Below are 16,140 nucleotides of genomic sequence, written 5' to 3'. Positions count from 1 at the left end.
GTCACGCTGACCATCAGCGACGTGCCCGGCGACGACCCGTCCATCATTGCCAGCGGGCCGACCGTGCCCGACGCCAGCAGTTGCGCCGACGCGCTGGCCATCCTCGAGCGCTACGGCATCGAGGTGCCGGGCCCCATCAGGGACCAGCTGGCGCAGGGCGCGCTGGAAACGCCCAAGCCCGGCGACCCGCTGTTTGACGGCCATGAAGTCCACATGATCGCCACGCCCCAGCAGAGCCTTGAATCCGCTGCCGACACGGCCCGGGCAGCCGGCCTGGCCGCCTACATCCTGAGTGATGAAATCGAAGGCGAGTCGCGCGAGGTCGGCAAGGTGCATGCCGCACTGGCGCGCGCCGTGGCGCTGAAAAACCAGCCGTTTCAAACGCCCTGCGTGATTTTCAGCGGCGGGGAAACGACGGTGACGATCCGCCAGCAGCCGCCCGGAACGCCCAGGGGGCGCGGCGGCCGCGCGGGCGAGTTCTGCCTGGGTCTGGCCTTGGGCCTGCAGGGCCAGCCCGGCGTGTATGCGCTGGCGGCCGACACCGACGGCATCGACGGCGTGGAAGACAACGCCGGCGCTTTTGTGGCGCCGGACACGCTGGCGCGTGCGCTAGCCCAGGGCATGAAGATCGCCGGCTATCTGGACCGCAATGACGCCTATGGTTACTTCGAACCACTGGGCGACCTGGTGGTGACCGGGCCGACCTACACCAATGTCAATGATTTCAGGGCGATCCTGATCGTCTAGCGCTGGCCGGGGCATAGAAACCAAACACGGTGTCGGCGTCGGTAAAACGCTCAGAATGGGTAGTGGCGCGGCGTGGTCTGCACCGTCACCCAGCGCAGGTCGGTAAAGGCGGCAATGCCGGCCTGGCCGCCAAAGCTGCCGATACCGCTGCCCTTGACGCCGCCAAACGGCATTTGCGGCTCGTCATGCACGGTCGGGCCGTTGACATGGCAGATGCCGGACTGGATGCGGCCGGCCACCTGCAGGGCTCTGGCAATGTCGCGGCCAAACACGGCGCTCGACAGGCCGTACTCGTTGTCGTTGGCGCAGGCAATCGCTTCTTCCACGCCGTTCACGCGCACGATGCCCTTGACCGGGCCGAACGACTCCTTGCTGTAGATCTTCATCGCCGGGGTGACGTGGTCGATCAGCGTGGCGGGCATCAGCGTGCTGTCCGCCTTGCCGCCGCACAGCAGCGTGGCGCCCTGCGCCAGCGCGTCGTCGACCAGCGCATTGCAGCGGTGCACGGCGTTCATGTCCACGACCGAGCCGAGCACCACCGGGCCTTGGCGCGGGTCGCCCAGGGGCAGGCTGGCCGCCTTGGCCGCCAGCTTCTTGACAAACTCGTCGGCAATCGACGCGTCCACAATGATGCGTTCGGTGGACATGCAAATTTGCCCGGAATTGGCAAAGGCGCCAAAGGCGGCGGCGTTCACGGCGGCGTCCAGGTCGGCATCGTCGAGCACGATCAGCGGCGCCTTGCCGCCCAGTTCCAGCACCGCAGGCTTGAGGTATCTGGCGCAATGGCCGGCAATGATCTTGCCGACGGGGGTGGAGCCGGTGAAGTTCACGCGCCGCACGGCGGGGTGGGCAATCATCGCCTCGACCACGGCTGCGGCGTCGCCCGGTGCGTTGGTGATGAAGTTGACGACGCCCGGTGGCAGGCCGGCTTCCTGCAGCGCTTCAATGATCAGGCCATGGGTGGCCGGGCACAGCTCGGAGCCTTTGAGCACCACGGTGTTGCCGCAGGCCAGCGGCACGGCAACCGCGCGCACGCCCAGGATGACGGGCGCATTCCAGGGCGCCATGCCCAGCACCACGCCGGCCGCCTGGCGCAGGCCCATGGACAGGCTGCCGGGCACGTCCGATGGAATTACCTCGCCGCTGATCTGCGTGGTCAGCGACGCGGCTTCCAGCAAGATGCCGGCCGCCAGATGCACATTGAAACCGGCCCACAGCGCGGACGCGCCGGTCTCCAGCGCCATGGCGGAGATGAAGGCGGGTGTCTTGGCTTCAAGCGCATGGGCGGCTTTGGTCAGCAGCGCGCGGCGCTGGCCGGGGCCGGTGGCCGACCACGCCGCAAACGCCTTGGCGGCGGCATCGACGGCGGCCACCGCGTCCTGCACGCTGGCCGCCGGGGCGACGGTGGCGACGCTGCCGTCCAGCGGGTTGCGGCGTTCGAAGGTGGCGCCGTTGCTGGCAGCCGTCTGCGCGCCGTCGATCAAAAGGGAAATGCGGTTCATGGGTTGTCTCCAGTTGGAAGGGGTTGCTTGATTTGTTGAAAAAATGTTTGTTCTTGCTTGCCGTGCAGGGGGAGGTGGGGAGGGTGAACGCGTATTTTCAGGCTACAGGATTCAGGCCATATCCACTTCGCCCTGTGCTGTTTGCGGGTATTTTTTGCCAAACAACTCAGCCCGGCACCTGCCCCGGCCGCTCAAAGGCGCGTCTCGCCGCGCCATACAAGGCCCAGAGCAGCAGCAAGGGAATCACCACGGTTTGCAGCGCAAAAATCACGATGAGCTTGATGATGTGCTCGATGGCCTGCTCTGCAGCCGCTTTCAAATTCTGAAAATGCACTTTGACATTTGCATTTTTGGAAAGCCACCCGGTCATCTTGTCCAGCAGGCTCTGGTCCTGCGTGATGGCTGGAATGGACGGGCTCAGTACGTCGACCTGGCCCGACACCGCGGTGATGGACTTCTGGCTCACGGCATAGTCGGCGGCCAGGTACTTTTGCCACAACAGGTCGCTGCCGATGGTCACCACCGGAACGGCAAAGCGCAGCATCAGCAAAATGACCAGCAGCCGGGAAAGCAATGCCGGCGGGTGTGCCTGCCTGACGTAGCACCAGGCCCAGGCGAGCGCCGCAATCGTTAGCGCCAGCGAGATGGGCCAGTAGCCGCCTATGCTGATCAGCACCTTTTGAATTCCAAAAACGACGCTGGCCACCAGCATCAGATCGGAGAACTTTTCGACCAGATCATTGACCGGGTCCAGTATTTGCCCGGGGCTGAGGGTGACGCCTACGCCCAGGGGCTGGACGGAAGCCTGCGTTCCCTGCGCCACCGAGATGACGGCATTGAGTGCCCGCGCCGTTGCAAAGCTGACCAGCGCGCGCTTCAGGCCGGCATCGACCTGCTGCATGGCGGGCAAGTCCAGCGGCGCAAGCCAGGCGCCGACAATCAGGGCGGCGACAGAGAGCGCCACCAGGGCTTTGCGGACGATGTGCATGACGGAGTTTCCAGAAGGGCGAGGTTGTTCAGTGTCCCCCGTATTGGAACAGTTGCACATGAAAGGGCTTTGCCAACCATGTAGCCAGCGCAGTCGGCGCCCGGGTCGGCGCTGAGCGTCAGGCGGCCGCGTCGGGTTCGCCAAGCTGCGCCAGCAGGGTTCTGCGCGCCGCATCGCGCAGTTGCAGGGCGGCCTGCCAGTCAGCGCCTGCTGCCAGTTCAGGCTTGCCAATCAGTACCTTGAGCGCGCCGCGGCGCGGCCGCCACCGACCGTCGCGCAGCAGGGAGCGGGTGCCGACCAGCGTGACCGGCACCACCGGCGCGCCGGACCGTGCGGCCGACACAAACGCGCCCAGCCGGAAGGGCATCAGTCCGGGTTCGCGCCGAAAGGTTCCTTCGGGAAAGAACAGGAGCGACTGCCCGGCCTGCGCCAGCTGTTCCAGCTCCCGGGTGTCTTCCACGCCGCGTGCGCTGTCAAAACGCGCGACAAAGGCGCAGCCGAGCCGGCGCAGCGGCAGGGCAAGCGCCGGGTTGTGCCGCAATTCCTGCTTGGCCACATAGGTAAACCGAGCCGGCAGCACCGCAGTCAGCAGCAGTGCGTCGACGTAGCTGGCGTGGTTGGCCACCACGATCACGGGCGCGCGGCCCGCCAGGTGCTGCAAGCCCTCTACCTTGGGCGTCAGTCCGGCCAGCGCAAAGCCCAGGCGCGCAATCGCTTTGGCGATCTGGCGGCGCAAGGTGCGCCCGGGCGCCAGCACGATTAGCAGCCAGGCCAGCGGCGCCAGCAGGGCAAGCACCGACCAGGCCCGCGCGCTCCACAGCCACGCGCGGCCCTGGTCCATGCTGCGTGCCAGCTGCGCCAGGGCACTGGCCAAGCCAAGCTGCGCCAGCTGGCGCCAGGCGGCGCGCGGGGCGATGCCGATCTGGCCGTGTTCGTACACCTCGCGGCAGGCGGCGCGCCTGAGCTTGCCGCTGGAGGTCTTGAGCACGGTGCGCGGCGGCACCAGCACGGTATCGTCCACCGGCATGCCCATCAGGTCGACCGCCAGGTGGTTGATCTCGGCCAGTATCCGGCTGCGCTCTGCGGCCCGGTCTTCACGCGTTTCGGCAAGCACCACCAGCCGCTCCGTGCCCGAGCGCGCATCGGTGGCCGCAAACACCGCCACGCCGCCCTTGCGCACGCCGCGTACCCGGCCCACGGCTTCCTCCAGTTCCTGCGGAAACAGGTTGTGCCCGGCGCGGATGATGATGTCTTTCTCGCGCCCGGTCAGGTAAAGCTCTCCCGCCGCGATGTAGCCCATGTCGCCGGTGTTGAGCCAGGGCCCGTCGAACAGCCGCGACGATGCTTCGGGGCTGCGGTAATAGCCGGCCGTTGCAGACGGGCCGCAAAACTGCACGCGGCCCTGCGCGCGCTCGGGCAGTTCCCGTCCGCTGGCATCGGTGATGCGGATTTGATGGCCGGGCAGGGGCAGGCCGCTGGAGACCACGCACAGCGCCTTGGGCGCGCTGGCTGGTGCGGGGCGGGCCACGCCCAGGCGCGCGAGGGCGTCGCGGTCCACCCGGTCCAGCAGCGGCCCGCGACCGGGCGGCGGAAAGGCCAGCCCGACGGCCGATTCCGCCAGTCCGTAGACCGGCGTCATGGCGCTGCGCCTGAATCCGTAGCGGGCGAAACGCGCGGCGAAATGCTCTATCGTGTCGGGGCTGACCGGCTCGGCCCCGTTGTAGGCAAGGCGCCAGCAACTGAGGTCCAGCCCGGCCAGCGCACTGTCGTCGATCTTGTTGGCGCACAGTTCGTAGGCAAAGTTGGGCGCCGCCGACACGCTGGCGCGGTGCCGGTGGATGGTCCAGAGCCAGAACGCCGGCCGGGCCAGAAAGGCGAGCGGTGACATCAGCACCAGCCGAAAACCCACCAGCAGGCTGCCCATGCAAGCGCCTATCAGCCCCATGTCGTGGTAGAGCGGCAGCCAGGACACGAAGGTGTCCGCCGCGGTGACGCCCGAGGCGCGTTCCATTGCCCGCAAATTGGCCAGCAGGTTGGCGTGGGTCAGAACCACGCCCTTGGGGTTGCCCGTGCTGCCGGACGTGTATTGCAGGAAGGCGACATCTTCCGGCCCCGGCCTGGTGAGCGCGGGCTGCGCGCCAGAAACGCGCAGGTCCCCGGCGGTCAGCACCTTGCGCAGCGACGCGCACTGCGCCCGCAGCAGCTGCCCCAGGGGCTTGGCTGCGGCAAGCGTGATGAGAACGGCGGCCCCGGAATTGTCGAGGATGCCGGCGCTGCGCCGCAGGTGGTCCTCAATTTGCGAAGGCCGCGCGGGCGGGTAGAGCGGCACCGGGACGCAGCCGGCGTAGAGCGCGCCGTAGAAGGCGGCAAAGAAATCGCGCCCGGTGGGCAGCATCACTGCTACCTTGTCGCCGACGACAAGGCCCTGCTGCTGCAGACCCGCCGCCAGCGCCCTGGCCTGCGCCTGCAGCGCGCCGTAGCTGATGTCTTCGGTGCTTTCCCCTTCGCCATACAGCGTGATGTGCACCCGCTCGCCGTGGGTGGCCTCATGCCAGTCCAGCAGTTCGATCAGGGTCGATGCCGTGTCGGGCGGCCGCAGGGATGCGGGGGTTCCGGCAGGCTCGGGCGGATAGGCGCCGGGCAACTCCGCCGGCGTGCCCGCGCGGTCAGCGGCAGGGGTAGCGATCCCTGCCAGCCGGAGCAGGTCACGCGGCGTTTCCGCACTGGTCAGGGCCTCCTCGTTCAGCCGCGCCCCGAGTTCGCGCTCGATGCGGGCCAGCAGCTCGGTGCGCGCCAGGCTGTCCAGGCCAAAGTCACGCTCCAGGGAATGGTCCAGGCCCAGACGCTCGACCTCCGGGGCGTGGGGCCGCAATTCGCGCGCCAGGCCTTGCACGATGCCGAGCAGCCGTTGCGGGGGAATGGAAGGGTCCATCGGCATCACCTTGCCTTGTTTTGCCTTTTCGCCGCTCACGCGGGCGCATCCTGGAGCTTTCTGCGCAAGACCTTGCCAATCGGGGTTTTGGGCAGTTGGTCGCGAAACTCTACCTGTCTGGGCACCTTGTACCCCGTCAGGTTCGCCCTGCAGTGCGCCAGCAACGCTTCGGCCGTGAGGCCGGGGTCCTTCTTCACCACATAGATCCTGACCGCCTCGCCGCTCTTTTCATCGGGCACGCCCGCCACGCCCACTTCCCTGACGCCGGGGTGCCGCATCACCACATCCTCGACCTCGGTCGGGTAGACCTTGAAACCGGACACCACGATCACGTCCTTGCGGCGGTCGATGAACTGGATGCTGCCCTGTTGGTCCATCACGCCCATGTCCCCGGTATGCAGCCAGCCGTCCGGGCCGAGGACGCGGGCGGTCTCTTCGGGCATGTTCCAGTAGCCGCGCATGACCTGCGGCCCCTGCACGCAAATCTCGCCGACGTCGCCCGGATGCAGTTCACGCCCCGCCTCGTCCCTGATCGCCACCTGGGTGGAGGGCAGCGGCATGCCGATCTTGCCGCTGAAGGTCCTGGCGTTCAGCGGATTGGCGCACACGATGGGGGCGGCTTCGGTCAGGCCGTAGCCCTCGATCAGCGGCACGCCCATAATCTGCTGCCAGCGCTCTGCCACCGTGCGCTGCACCGCCATGCCGCCCGCCACCGCCACCTTGAGCGCGCCGGCGTTGGCCCGCTGCACCGCCTCGAAGCCGGGGGCATTGAGCAGGCTGTTGAACAAGGTATTGACGCCGGTGATGACGCTGAAACGGGTCTTGCGAAGCACGCGCAGCAGGCCGGCAATGTCACGCGGATCCGTGATGAGGACGTTGTTCGCGCCCCATTTCACGAAGGTCAGCAAATTGGCCGTGAGCGCAAAGACATGGTAGAGCGGCAAGGGCGTGATGACGACCTCGACGCCTTCTTTCAGCGTACCGCCGATCCAGGCCGAGGTCTGCTCCACATTGGCCACCAGGTTGCCGTGCGTCAGGATTGCGCCCTTGGGCACGCCGGTGGTGCCGCCCGTGTACTGCAAAAAGGCAATGTCCGCGTGCGTGAGCGCCACGTCAGCGAGCGTTTGCCGCTTGCCCGCCTGCAGGGCCGCATTGAAAGCCATCGCGCCCGGCAGTTGCCAGCGCGGCACCATGCGCCTGACCCGCTTGACGGCAAAGTTGACCAGCCACCGCCGCAGCGGCGGGAACAGGTCACCCACCTCGGTTGTGATGATGTGGCGCACGGCAGTCGCGGCAAGGGCCTGCTGCAGGGTGTGCGCAACGTTCTCCAGCACCACGATCGCCACGGCGCCGGAGTCGGCCAGCTGGTGCTGCAGTTCGCGCGCGGTGTAGAGCGGATTGACATTGACCACCACCATGCCGGCGCGCAGCGCGCCGAACAGCGCCACCGGGTATTGCAGCAGGTTGGGCAGCATGAGGGCCACCCGGTCGCCACGGCGCAGCCCGATCACCTGCTGCAGGCAGGCGCCGAAATCGCGGGAGAGGCGGTCGAGCGCGCCATAGCTCAGGGCAACGCCCATGTGGGTGAAAGCGGGGCGTGTCGGGTAGCGCGCGCAGCTATGCTCAAGCATGTCCTTGAGCGAGGCAAAGCGAAAGCGGTCGATCTCCGCCGGAACGCCCGGGGGATAGTGCTTCAGCCAGATCTGCTCCATACCGCTCTCCTTTGTCCCCCGTTTTTTTTCAGGTGCCGGGTTGACAGCGTGCGCCATGATCGACTGGATGTCAAACGTCGCCTTGGCTGCCGCGAGCGCCTCCAGCAGGCCGCGCAGGACAGAATCGGTATGACCATACGTGTTGTTGACGCCTCAGGCTTTCAGCGATCGCAACAGGTTCTCGGCAGTCGCCGGTGCATCCAGCCGAACGACACCGGGGCGTGCTTGCTGCCACAGCCTCCGCCAAAGCGGTCACTGGACAAAGTCCCTCAACTTTTCCCGTCATCCGTCAACTGCACGCAATGCGGCGCAAACTCAGGGGTCATTTGGCGCTTTACTGAGCCCGGCTGCCTGCAAGGCGAGCCATGCGCATCAGTCCTTTTTAAATGAGGCAACATTTCTACGAAGTTGTAGTGAAGCAAGCCATGTACGGGCTTTGCCTGCCAGTTCATCAATGGACACAGGCGGGCACCCACTGATTTGCTTGGCACCAAAACGGCTTCGCTCCAGCACATCGACCAATTCCGACAGACCGGTTGACCTGAACTGTGCATCGACATGGCGACGCCATATCTGCAGTGTTGGGAACGGTGTCGCTCCAGGCGCTGTGGAGAATGACATCAGCAACGTGTTCAGCTCCTCGGTGCTGCGAGCCCGGCGCAACATGCGGTCGACGTGGAACCGACGAAATCGCCATTGCTGCCAATGCCAAAGCCAAATGCTTGTGATGGCCAGAATCAGCAGGGCAGCGGCAGCAGTCAACCCACTCAGCCACCGCTGGCGCATCGGATCGACAACTTCGACATGCGCCCCTGGTACCTGCGTGTGCATCAGACGCCCGGCCTGCGGGTCGTACCAGGGCAGTTGCAGATCGGGCGCAGTCAATGTGCCGCGCTCGCGGGGTAGCAGGTAAAGCGTCACCATATGCTGCGGCGCCAGCGTCAAGCCCGCCAGGGGTTCGACCCGGGGTGCATAGGGTGTCAGTTCAGGGGTGTCACCCGAGTTTCGAATCTGCATGTCCAGTAGTGTCTTCAACGCGGTGGCGCTATAGCTGCCCGTGACGCGCAAACGCCAGGCCAGCGGCTGGTCAATCATGGCTTGCGCCGGCAGCGGTTCGGCCACGATGTCGGGGGCGCCCACGGCGGCTTCAGCCGGCAGCCAACCCGGCAGCGTTAAAACGTTTAATTTAAAGGCCGGTGGCTCAAAGCGCAGTCGGGTTCCAAACTTGCCAGCCTCCAGCATGGGCAGCGTCAGGGGTGTGCTACCCGAAGCGGTTGGCAGCACCGACCAGTGCCAGCGATGCGCGGTGCAACGCTGGCCATCGCGTTGGGTGATGATTTCTGTTTCGTTGAGAGGGCGAAAGAGCAGTCCCTCCACGACCGGCAGTTGCGGGCGCTTCCACAACAGGGTGCCATCGTCGCAGGCTTCAAGGGTCAGGGTGGTGGGCTGGCGCACGAGCGGCTCGGCCGGGTCGGCGCTTATCCTGAAGCGTACCCGGGGCATGGTGTCTGATGTTTCGGTCACCGTCACGACCGGCAGCGGCCCTGGCTGCCCCAGGCCGGGCATTGTGATGCGGCCCAGGCGGCGGGGGTATAGGGTCAGCGTCAGGTTCTCCTGCTGGCTGTCGCGGCCCGCTGTCCGCTCCTGAATCTCAAAGTCGCGGGCCAATGCGGAAAGATCCAGGGCGTCGAGCGGCGTACTTGCTGCACCCGTGGCCCGCGTGATGCGCAGCGTCAGCGCTTCGCCAAGCGCCAGGGTTGAGCGATTCAACGCATAGGCGCTGACGGGTTGTGCGGAGAGCGCCCCTGCGGACAGGCCAGTGCACAACAGCAGGCCTGCAAGGGTCTTCGGCCAGAAGCGCAGCAGGTTCACCATGGCGCCCTTCCTGATGCCGCAGTCGATTCAGGTACCCGGTCCTGCTTGAGCAGGCCCTGCAGCAACTTGCGTTGACGGTCTTCCAGACGCTCAAGCTTGACCAGCCCGGATTGCAAACGCTGCGGATTGAGCAACACCTGTGGCGCATCCGACCCAGCAGCGCCATCGGCCAGACGGGCGCCGGCAGCATCAGGCCCGGCTCCAGCGCCCGGACCCTGCGGGGTGTCCGGCAAAAGAATTGATTCGTCCAGGTCACTGGGCACGGCGCCATCGACACTGACCTGACCTTCGGCCAGAAAGCCGCGCCGGCCGCGCAAATCACTCTTCATGGGTGCACGGCCACTGCGCTTGGCCAATTGGGCTTGGGCATGCGCCAGATTGGCGGCAGCCCGGGCATCGCCCGGGCGCGACAGCAGCACGGCGCGCCAGGCCTGCGCGGCGCTGGACCAGCGGCCTTGGCCGAAATGGGCGTTACCGAGGTTGTAGAGCGCATCGTCGCGCTCTGCATCGGTGCGCGCCAGCAGCAGGGCGCTGCTGAAAAAACGCGCAGCCGTCGCATAGTCGCGCAGCTTCCAGGCCGCGGCGCCAGCGCCCATATAACCGGCGTAGCCACCCTGGCGCTCAAACAGCGGCAGCGCCCGGCGCCACTCGCCATGGCGATAGGCCTGCGCCGCAGCCTGAGTGACGCTGGATGCGCCATCTCGCGGCGCTCGGTCAGCGGCATCCGCCGGCGCCGAGGTGAGCATCGCGCCAAGAAACGCCGCCAGCAGCAAGGCTGCAGGGGGCAGTGAACGCCGCGCGGCAGGCGGCAGGCGCGCCCACAGCAGCAGCGCCAAGGCCAGTCCCAGCGGCCACGCAAACAGTTCGCGCCAGGCGCGTGCCGGCCCGGTCGCCACGCTGGCACCGGGAAGCCGCGCCATGCCATCGACATACAGCGCTTTCCAGTCGGCGTCACCATCGGTCACCATGGCGAGCTGCCCACCACTGCCTTGGGCCAGCCGACTGTAGCCGCGCACGGCAGGCTGGCTGACCACGGGCACGCCGTCTTGCATTGCCTGGGTGCTCCCGGCCAGCGGAACAGGCCCGCCTTGGGGACTGGCTACCGCCAGCACGAACAGCGCAATATCAGCGGCCTGCAGTTCTTTGGCAGCTTGCTGCGCCGCTTCAGCCGCTGCACCGTCGAGGCTGGAGGTTTCGGCGTCAGTCACCAGCAGCACGGCCCGGCCGCGCGGCTGCGTTGGCGCGGCGGAAACGTCATCGGTCGTGAGTGCCTGCCGTGCCAGGCGCAGCGCCCGGGCCACGTCGGTGCCCGGCGCCTCCAGCAGATCAGGCCCGGCCTGGGACAGCGCCCGCTCGAACAACGCCGGATCATCGGTTGGCGGCAGCAGCAAGCCGGCCTGGCCGGCATACAGCACCAGGCCCAGCCGTTCACCCTGCAGACGGCGCAGTAAATCGGTCAATTCCAGCCTGGCCCGGCTCAGGCGGTCCGGCGCGATGTCGGTCGCCCCCATGGAGGCCGAGACATCAAGCACCACCATCACGTCCACCCCATGCGGCGTGGCGGCGGGCCCGGCGGTGCCGTCCGGTGTGGTAGCTGCAATTCGCGGCCCTGCGGCAGCCAGCGCCAGCAGGGCCCAGGCCAGCAGTTCCACGATGCTGCGGCCCCAGGTTCGATTCGATGGCGTACCGCCGGCCAACGCCCACGGCAACAGATGCGCATCGGCATAGCGCGCCAGCCGCTGGCGCCGGCGCCGCGCCAGCCAGCCCAGCAGCAGGGGCACCAGCAGCACGAGCGCGCCCCAGGGAAGGCGCCATTGCACCAGGTGCAGCTCGGTCAGCGCGGGCATCATGCGGCTTGCCTGCGAATGATGAATAGCTGCGCCGCCAGCAGGCACGCGATGGCCAAGGCCAGCGGCAGCAGGTACCACTCCCGCACCTCGCGGTCGCGTGCGGGACGCGCCAGCGTGGGCTCCAGACGGTCAATCGCCTGCATGACCGCCCGGGCATCCGCCGTGCTGTGGATCTTCCAGTGCTTCCCGCCGGTCAGGCGGGCTATGTCGGCCAGTCCCGGCTGCGGCTCTTCAACGGATGCGGGCGTCGGCATCACTGCGGTTTGCGCCGGTTGTGCACGGGCCGCGCTGCCGATTTCCAGGGTGTGGATCGCCACGCCCAGCTGGTGCGCCACGGCCACGGCTTCGGCCGGACTGGTCTCGCCGCTGTTGGACGGCTCGCCGTCGCTCACCAAAATAATGGCTGGGCGCAGTTGCTGCTGACGCAGCGGTTTGAGCGCCAGACCCAGCGCGTCTCCCAGTGCGGTGTTGTCACCGGCCACCCCCACCTGCAAGCGGCGCAGCTGGGCCACCACATGGGCGTGATCAAAAGTGGGGGGTGTGAGCAGCGCCGCGTCGGAGCCGAAGACCAGCAGCGCAAAACGGTCGGCCTGGCGTGCGGCAACAAAGTCGGCCAATACCTGCTTGAGGACGGCCATACGGCTGACCTTGCGGTTCTGCAACGTGAAGTCTTCAAGGCTCATGGTGAGCGAGGTGTCGATCACCAGCGCCAGATCACGCCCTTGCGGTGGCGGCGTGATCCACGCACCCACTTGCCTGGGTTGGGCCAGTGCCGCAATCAGCAGGGCGAACGCCAGTGCCTGCAGCAGCAGGGGCACCCGCCCGCCCGGCGGTGCCTGAAAGGCCGCCGGGTCAAGTTGCGGATGCCGCAGCACCACGCGCCCCGGCGTGCCCTGCGCGCTACGCCTGAGCGCGAGCGCCAGCCACAGCGGCACTAGCACCCACAGCCACAGAACCATTGCTTGCGCGAATTCGATCATCCTGGCGTCAACAGCGTTAGCGCTTCAGCGCACAGGCGTGCCATGGTTTTGGCGTGTCCGGCCTCTGGCGCGCCGAAGCGCACGCGGTCCAGCGCATCCCGCCAGGCGCCTGTGGCGGGCAAGCCCCGTTCGCGCGCCAGGGCTGCCAGCGCATGCGCCGCCTGCACCGGGTTGTCCATCCGTGCCATCCGGCGCAGCGCGCGCCGGGGTGCGCCACGGCGCCACAGCAGCCAGGCCACCACCATCGTCAGGGCGGCCAGCAGCACTGCCCCTACGACAAGAAAAACAGGCCAGACGGTTGCGGACGGCAGCACGGGCACCAGCGGCAGTGGCGGCTCGATCAGTGGGGCCAACAGTTGGTGTGGATCAGCCATGGCCGTACAGCAGCGGCAGCAGATCGTCCACTTCGCTGCCCACGTCGAGATGGCGTACAGCGCAGCGTGCCAGCGTCGTGGCCATGCGCGCATGGCAAGCCGCAAACGTTGCAGCGTGGGCCTCGCGTACTGCGGCCTTGCCGGTGTCGATCCAGCGCGTCTGCGCACTGCCCAGATCGGCAAAGCAGGCCAAGCCCACGTCGGGCAGCGCGCGCTCCGCCGGGTCCGTGATGCAGACGGCCAGCAGGTCCAGCCATTCGGCGAGGCTGGCCAGGGCTGGTTCGTGCAAGGGGGTCAGCCAGGCGAAGTCGCTCAGCAACAATAGACGGCTGCCGCGTGGCAATTCGGCGCGCAGGGTTTGCAGGCGGGTGAGCTCGTGCAGCGCTTCGCCCGCTTGTGCCGGCACAGGCGCACAGGGGGCGACGATGGCCCGCACCAGTTCCAGGAGGCCGAGTCGTCCATGGCGCGCTGGCAGCGTCCGGTCGGGGCGGTCCCACAGGGTGGCGCCAACTGCGATATTGCTTTCGGTGGCGGCGAAGCCCGCCAGCACCGCCATGCGCGCGGCCTGGGTCACCTTGAGCCGACGGCGCGTGCCAAAACGCATCCTTGGTCCGCGATCCACCACGATGTGCAGCAGCGGCTGGCGCTCCTCGCGGTAGGTCTTGATAAAGGGGTGACCCAAGCGTGCAGTGGTGCGCCAGTCCATGTCGCGCACATCGTCGCCCGGCGCATAGGGCCGGGCTTCCTCGAAGTCCAGCCCCCGCCCGAGCCAGGCCGAAGGCCAGTCCCCCGCATGGTGGTCATGCACTTCACGGCGCACTGCGGTGCGCGCGCCATGCGCAGCCTGCGCGGCCAGGGTCGCGATCTCGCCCGCATCCAGCAGCGCTTGATCGACGACATCGGGCCTCACGGTGCGGGCACCGCATCAAGCAGGCCGGCCACGATGGCATCGCGGCTGAGCAGGCGCACGCGGGCATCCAGGCTCAGCACCAGCCGGTGACGCAACACATCGGGTGCCATCTCGCGCACGTCGTCCGGGCTGACGTAGTCGCGCCCGTGCAGATAGGCATGCGCGGCGCCAGCGTGCGCCAGGGCCAGTGAGGCGCGCGGGCTGGCACCGACTTCAACCGCCTGTGCCCAGTCGGCGCGCCACTTCCCGAGCTCGCGCGTGGCACGCACCAGCGTGACGATGTAGGCCTCGACCGGCTCGGACAGGTGCACGTGCTGCAGTTCGCGGCGTGCCGCCAGTACCGCAGCGACGTCCAGCACCGGCTGTGCTGCTGACGGGCTGTCCATCAGGTGCAGGGCCCGGTCGCGGCGCAGGATTTCGCGCTCCTCCTCCTCGCTCGGGTAGTCCAGGGTCACATGCAGCATGAAGCGATCCAGCTGCGCTTCCGGTAGCGGGTAAGTGCCGGCCTGCTCGATCGGATTTTGCGTGGCCATGACCATGAACAGCTGGGGGAGGGCGCGCGTTTGCCCGCCCACGGTGATCTGGCGCTCTTGCATCGCTTCCAGCAAGGCCGACTGCACCTTGGCCGGTGCGCGGTTGATCTCGTCGGCCAGGATGATTTCGTTGAACAGCGGGCCAGGCACGAAGTGGAACGCGCCGCTGCGCGGGTCGTAGATGTCCGTGCCGGTGAGGTCGCCGGGCATCAGGTCTGGCGTGAACTGGATGCGCTTGAAGTGGGCCTGCAAGCTACCCGCCAGGGCCTTGACGGCCGTGGTCTTGGCCAGGCCGGGAAGGCCCTCGACCAGGATGTGCCCGCCGGCCAGCAGGCCGATGATCAGGCGGTCGAGCAAGCGCGGCTGGCCGACGATGATGCTTGAAAGGGCGTTGCGCAGCGCAACGATGGACGCCTGGTGGATGTAGGGAGTAGTCATGGGTGCAATCTGAATGGACCCGCTTCAAGCCGGGTTGAGCCGCGGGTGGGTTTCTTCACCGAGCAGCCACAGCAGGCCGCCAGATGCGAACATGGACAGGGCCACGAACCAGAATGCGGCCTCCATCTGCCCGGTGCTGTGCGCCACAATGCCCAGCCCCAGTCCCCCGATGCCATAGCCCAGGTCGCGCCAGAAGCGGTAAATGCCAATGGCCGAGCCGCGCCAGTTCGGGTGCGCGATGTCGGCCACGGCCGCCGACAGGTTGGGGTACAGCAGCGCCATGCCCAAGCCCGAGACGGCCGCCGACAGCATCCACCAGGCCACGCCCTGACCCAGCAGCATCATCGCCACGCCCGCGCCGCAAATCCACATGCCCCACACGTTGGGCCGGTGCCGTCCGATGCGGTCCGACAGCTTGCCGGTGAACAGCTGCGAGCCGCCCCAGACAAACCCGTAGACGCCGATGATCCAGCCGATGTGGGGCAGGCTGATGCCCTGCTGGTAGAGAAACACCGGGTAGAACACCCAGACCAGGGCGTCGACAAATTTTTCGACCAGCCCGGCCTGGCAGAGGGCGGCCATGCGGCGGTCGCGCCAGGTCATCAGGGCAAACATGTCCCAGGTGGTGGGCCTGGCCGGCACATGGCGCGGGTAGCGCGGGATGGGCCCGCTCGCCAGGCCTGCCGCATGGCGCGCACCTTCGGCCTTCGCCCAGGGCAGTGTTTCGGTGACGAAAAACTGCGTCAGCACCAGCGCTGACACGATCACGACCAGGCCAAAGATCAGCAAGCCCTGACGCGCACCGAAGGCCGTGGCCATGTAGGCGGTGACGATGCCGGCAATGGCCACGCCGACGTAGCCGGCAAACTCATTGAGGCCGATGGTCACGCCGCGCTGGTCTGGCCGCGTGATGTCGAGCTTGGAGGTCTGCGTCATGGACCAGCAAAAGCCCTGGTTGACGCCCAGCAACACGGTGGCGGCGACGATCCAGCCCCAGCTCGGGGCGTACATGATCATGAACGGGATCGGCAGCGCGCTGATCCAGCCAAGCAGGAGGACTTTCTTGCGCCCGATATTTTCAGACAGGCGCCCGGCCACGAAATTGAGCGTTCCCTTGACGAAGCCAAAGGCCACGACAAAGGCGATCAGCAGCATGAAGGAACCCTTGGGCAGCCCAAACTCCGCGCTGGCCAGGGCCGGCACGACAGTGCGCATCATGCCCAGCGTCAGGCCGACCAGCAGCACCTGCAGCAACTGGTAGACAAACTGGGCCAGGTTGTGGCGAATGCCGTGCAGGTA

General features: G+C 67.3%; 12 protein-coding genes. 1 reads left to right on the top strand and 11 read right to left on the bottom strand.

Features of this window, described 5'->3' with window-relative positions; translation table 11 throughout:
- A partial coding sequence (locus tag IV091_RS15315; RefSeq protein ID WP_293470122.1) for an MOFRL family protein occupies positions 1–747 on the top strand: 747 nt, incomplete at its 5' end.
- Positions 748–797: 50 nt separating this feature from the next.
- Here the strand turns inward: IV091_RS15315 and IV091_RS15310 are convergent.
- From IV091_RS15310 to IV091_RS15260, 11 genes are all read right to left on the bottom strand, one after another.
- Positions 798–2,249 (bottom strand): aldehyde dehydrogenase, encoded by a 1,452-nt coding sequence (locus tag IV091_RS15310; RefSeq protein WP_293470121.1) that lies wholly within the window; start codon positions 2,247–2,249, stop codon positions 798–800.
- 166 nt (positions 2,250–2,415) lie between these two features.
- Entirely contained in the window at positions 2,416–3,237 is an 822-nt protein-coding gene (locus tag IV091_RS15305) for a hypothetical protein (RefSeq protein WP_293470120.1), read from the bottom strand.
- Positions 3,238–3,355: 118 nt separating this feature from the next.
- The gene (locus IV091_RS15300; protein ID WP_293470119.1) at positions 3,356–6,208 is read right to left on the bottom strand and encodes an AMP-binding protein; all 2,853 of its coding nucleotides are present in this window, start codon (positions 6,206–6,208) and stop codon (positions 3,356–3,358) included.
- Positions 6,205–7,881 carry an AMP-binding protein gene (locus IV091_RS15295; RefSeq protein ID WP_293470118.1) on the bottom strand — a complete coding sequence of 559 codons (1,677 nt, stop codon included), beginning with the start codon at positions 7,879–7,881 and terminating at the stop codon, positions 6,205–6,207. Before IV091_RS15295 ends, IV091_RS15300 begins: the two co-directional genes overlap by 4 nt.
- A gap of 372 nt (positions 7,882–8,253) precedes the next feature.
- A complete protein-coding gene (locus IV091_RS15290; RefSeq protein ID WP_293470117.1) occupies positions 8,254–9,756 on the bottom strand; it encodes a hypothetical protein in 1,503 nt (500 codons plus the stop codon).
- The gene (locus tag IV091_RS15285; RefSeq protein WP_293470116.1) at positions 9,750–11,606 is read right to left on the bottom strand and encodes a VWA domain-containing protein; all 1,857 of its coding nucleotides are present in this window, start codon (positions 11,604–11,606) and stop codon (positions 9,750–9,752) included. The genes IV091_RS15290 and IV091_RS15285 overlap by 7 nt, the downstream gene beginning before the upstream one ends.
- Positions 11,603–12,586: a VWA domain-containing protein gene (locus IV091_RS15280; RefSeq protein ID WP_293470115.1), complete on the bottom strand. Its 984-nt coding sequence runs from the start codon at positions 12,584–12,586 to the stop codon at positions 11,603–11,605. Before IV091_RS15280 ends, IV091_RS15285 begins: the two co-directional genes overlap by 4 nt.
- Positions 12,583–12,939 (bottom strand): hypothetical protein, encoded by a 357-nt coding sequence (locus IV091_RS15275; protein WP_293470114.1) that lies wholly within the window; start codon positions 12,937–12,939, stop codon positions 12,583–12,585. The genes IV091_RS15280 and IV091_RS15275 overlap by 4 nt, the downstream gene beginning before the upstream one ends.
- 13 nt (positions 12,940–12,952) lie before the next feature.
- The gene (locus IV091_RS15270; protein ID WP_293470113.1) at positions 12,953–13,870 is read right to left on the bottom strand and encodes a DUF58 domain-containing protein; all 918 of its coding nucleotides are present in this window, start codon (positions 13,868–13,870) and stop codon (positions 12,953–12,955) included.
- Positions 13,867–14,841, bottom strand: coding sequence for an AAA family ATPase (locus tag IV091_RS15265; protein WP_293470112.1), 975 nt, complete (start codon positions 14,839–14,841; stop codon positions 13,867–13,869). The genes IV091_RS15270 and IV091_RS15265 overlap by 4 nt, the downstream gene beginning before the upstream one ends.
- A 24-nt stretch (positions 14,842–14,865) precedes the next feature.
- On the bottom strand, positions 14,866–16,137 hold the full coding sequence (locus IV091_RS15260; RefSeq protein WP_293470123.1) for an MFS transporter: 1,272 nt from the start codon (positions 16,135–16,137) through the stop codon (positions 14,866–14,868).
- Positions 16,138–16,140: the final 3 nt, after the last annotated feature.

Origin of the sequence: Polaromonas sp., assembly GCF_018780625.1 — a bacterium.
In the GTDB taxonomy this organism is placed as follows: Bacteria; Pseudomonadota; Gammaproteobacteria; order Burkholderiales; family Burkholderiaceae_C; genus Polaromonas.
The sequence above is the reverse complement of the archived record's forward strand: the minus strand, read 5'-3'. Positions and strand labels throughout refer to the sequence as shown.

What these genes read in the sequence shown, in the direction of transcription:
- IV091_RS15310 (WP_293470121.1), bottom strand. Translation starts at nt 2,249, where the DNA reads ATGAACCGCATTTCCCTTTTGATCGACGGCGCGCAGACGGCTGCCAGC.
- IV091_RS15305 (WP_293470120.1), bottom strand. Translation starts at nt 3,237, where the DNA reads ATGCACATCGTCCGCAAAGCCCTGGTGGCGCTCTCTGTCGCCGCCCTG.
- IV091_RS15295 (WP_293470118.1), bottom strand. Translation starts at nt 7,881, where the DNA reads ATGGAGCAGATCTGGCTGAAGCACTATCCCCCGGGCGTTCCGGCGGAG.
- IV091_RS15290 (WP_293470117.1), bottom strand. Translation starts at nt 9,756, where the DNA reads ATGGTGAACCTGCTGCGCTTCTGGCCGAAGACCCTTGCAGGCCTGCTG.
- IV091_RS15285 (WP_293470116.1), bottom strand. Translation starts at nt 11,606, where the DNA reads ATGATGCCCGCGCTGACCGAGCTGCACCTGGTGCAATGGCGCCTTCCC.
- IV091_RS15280 (WP_293470115.1), bottom strand. Translation starts at nt 12,586, where the DNA reads ATGATCGAATTCGCGCAAGCAATGGTTCTGTGGCTGTGGGTGCTAGTG.
- IV091_RS15265 (WP_293470112.1), bottom strand. Translation starts at nt 14,841, where the DNA reads ATGACTACTCCCTACATCCACCAGGCGTCCATCGTTGCGCTGCGCAAC.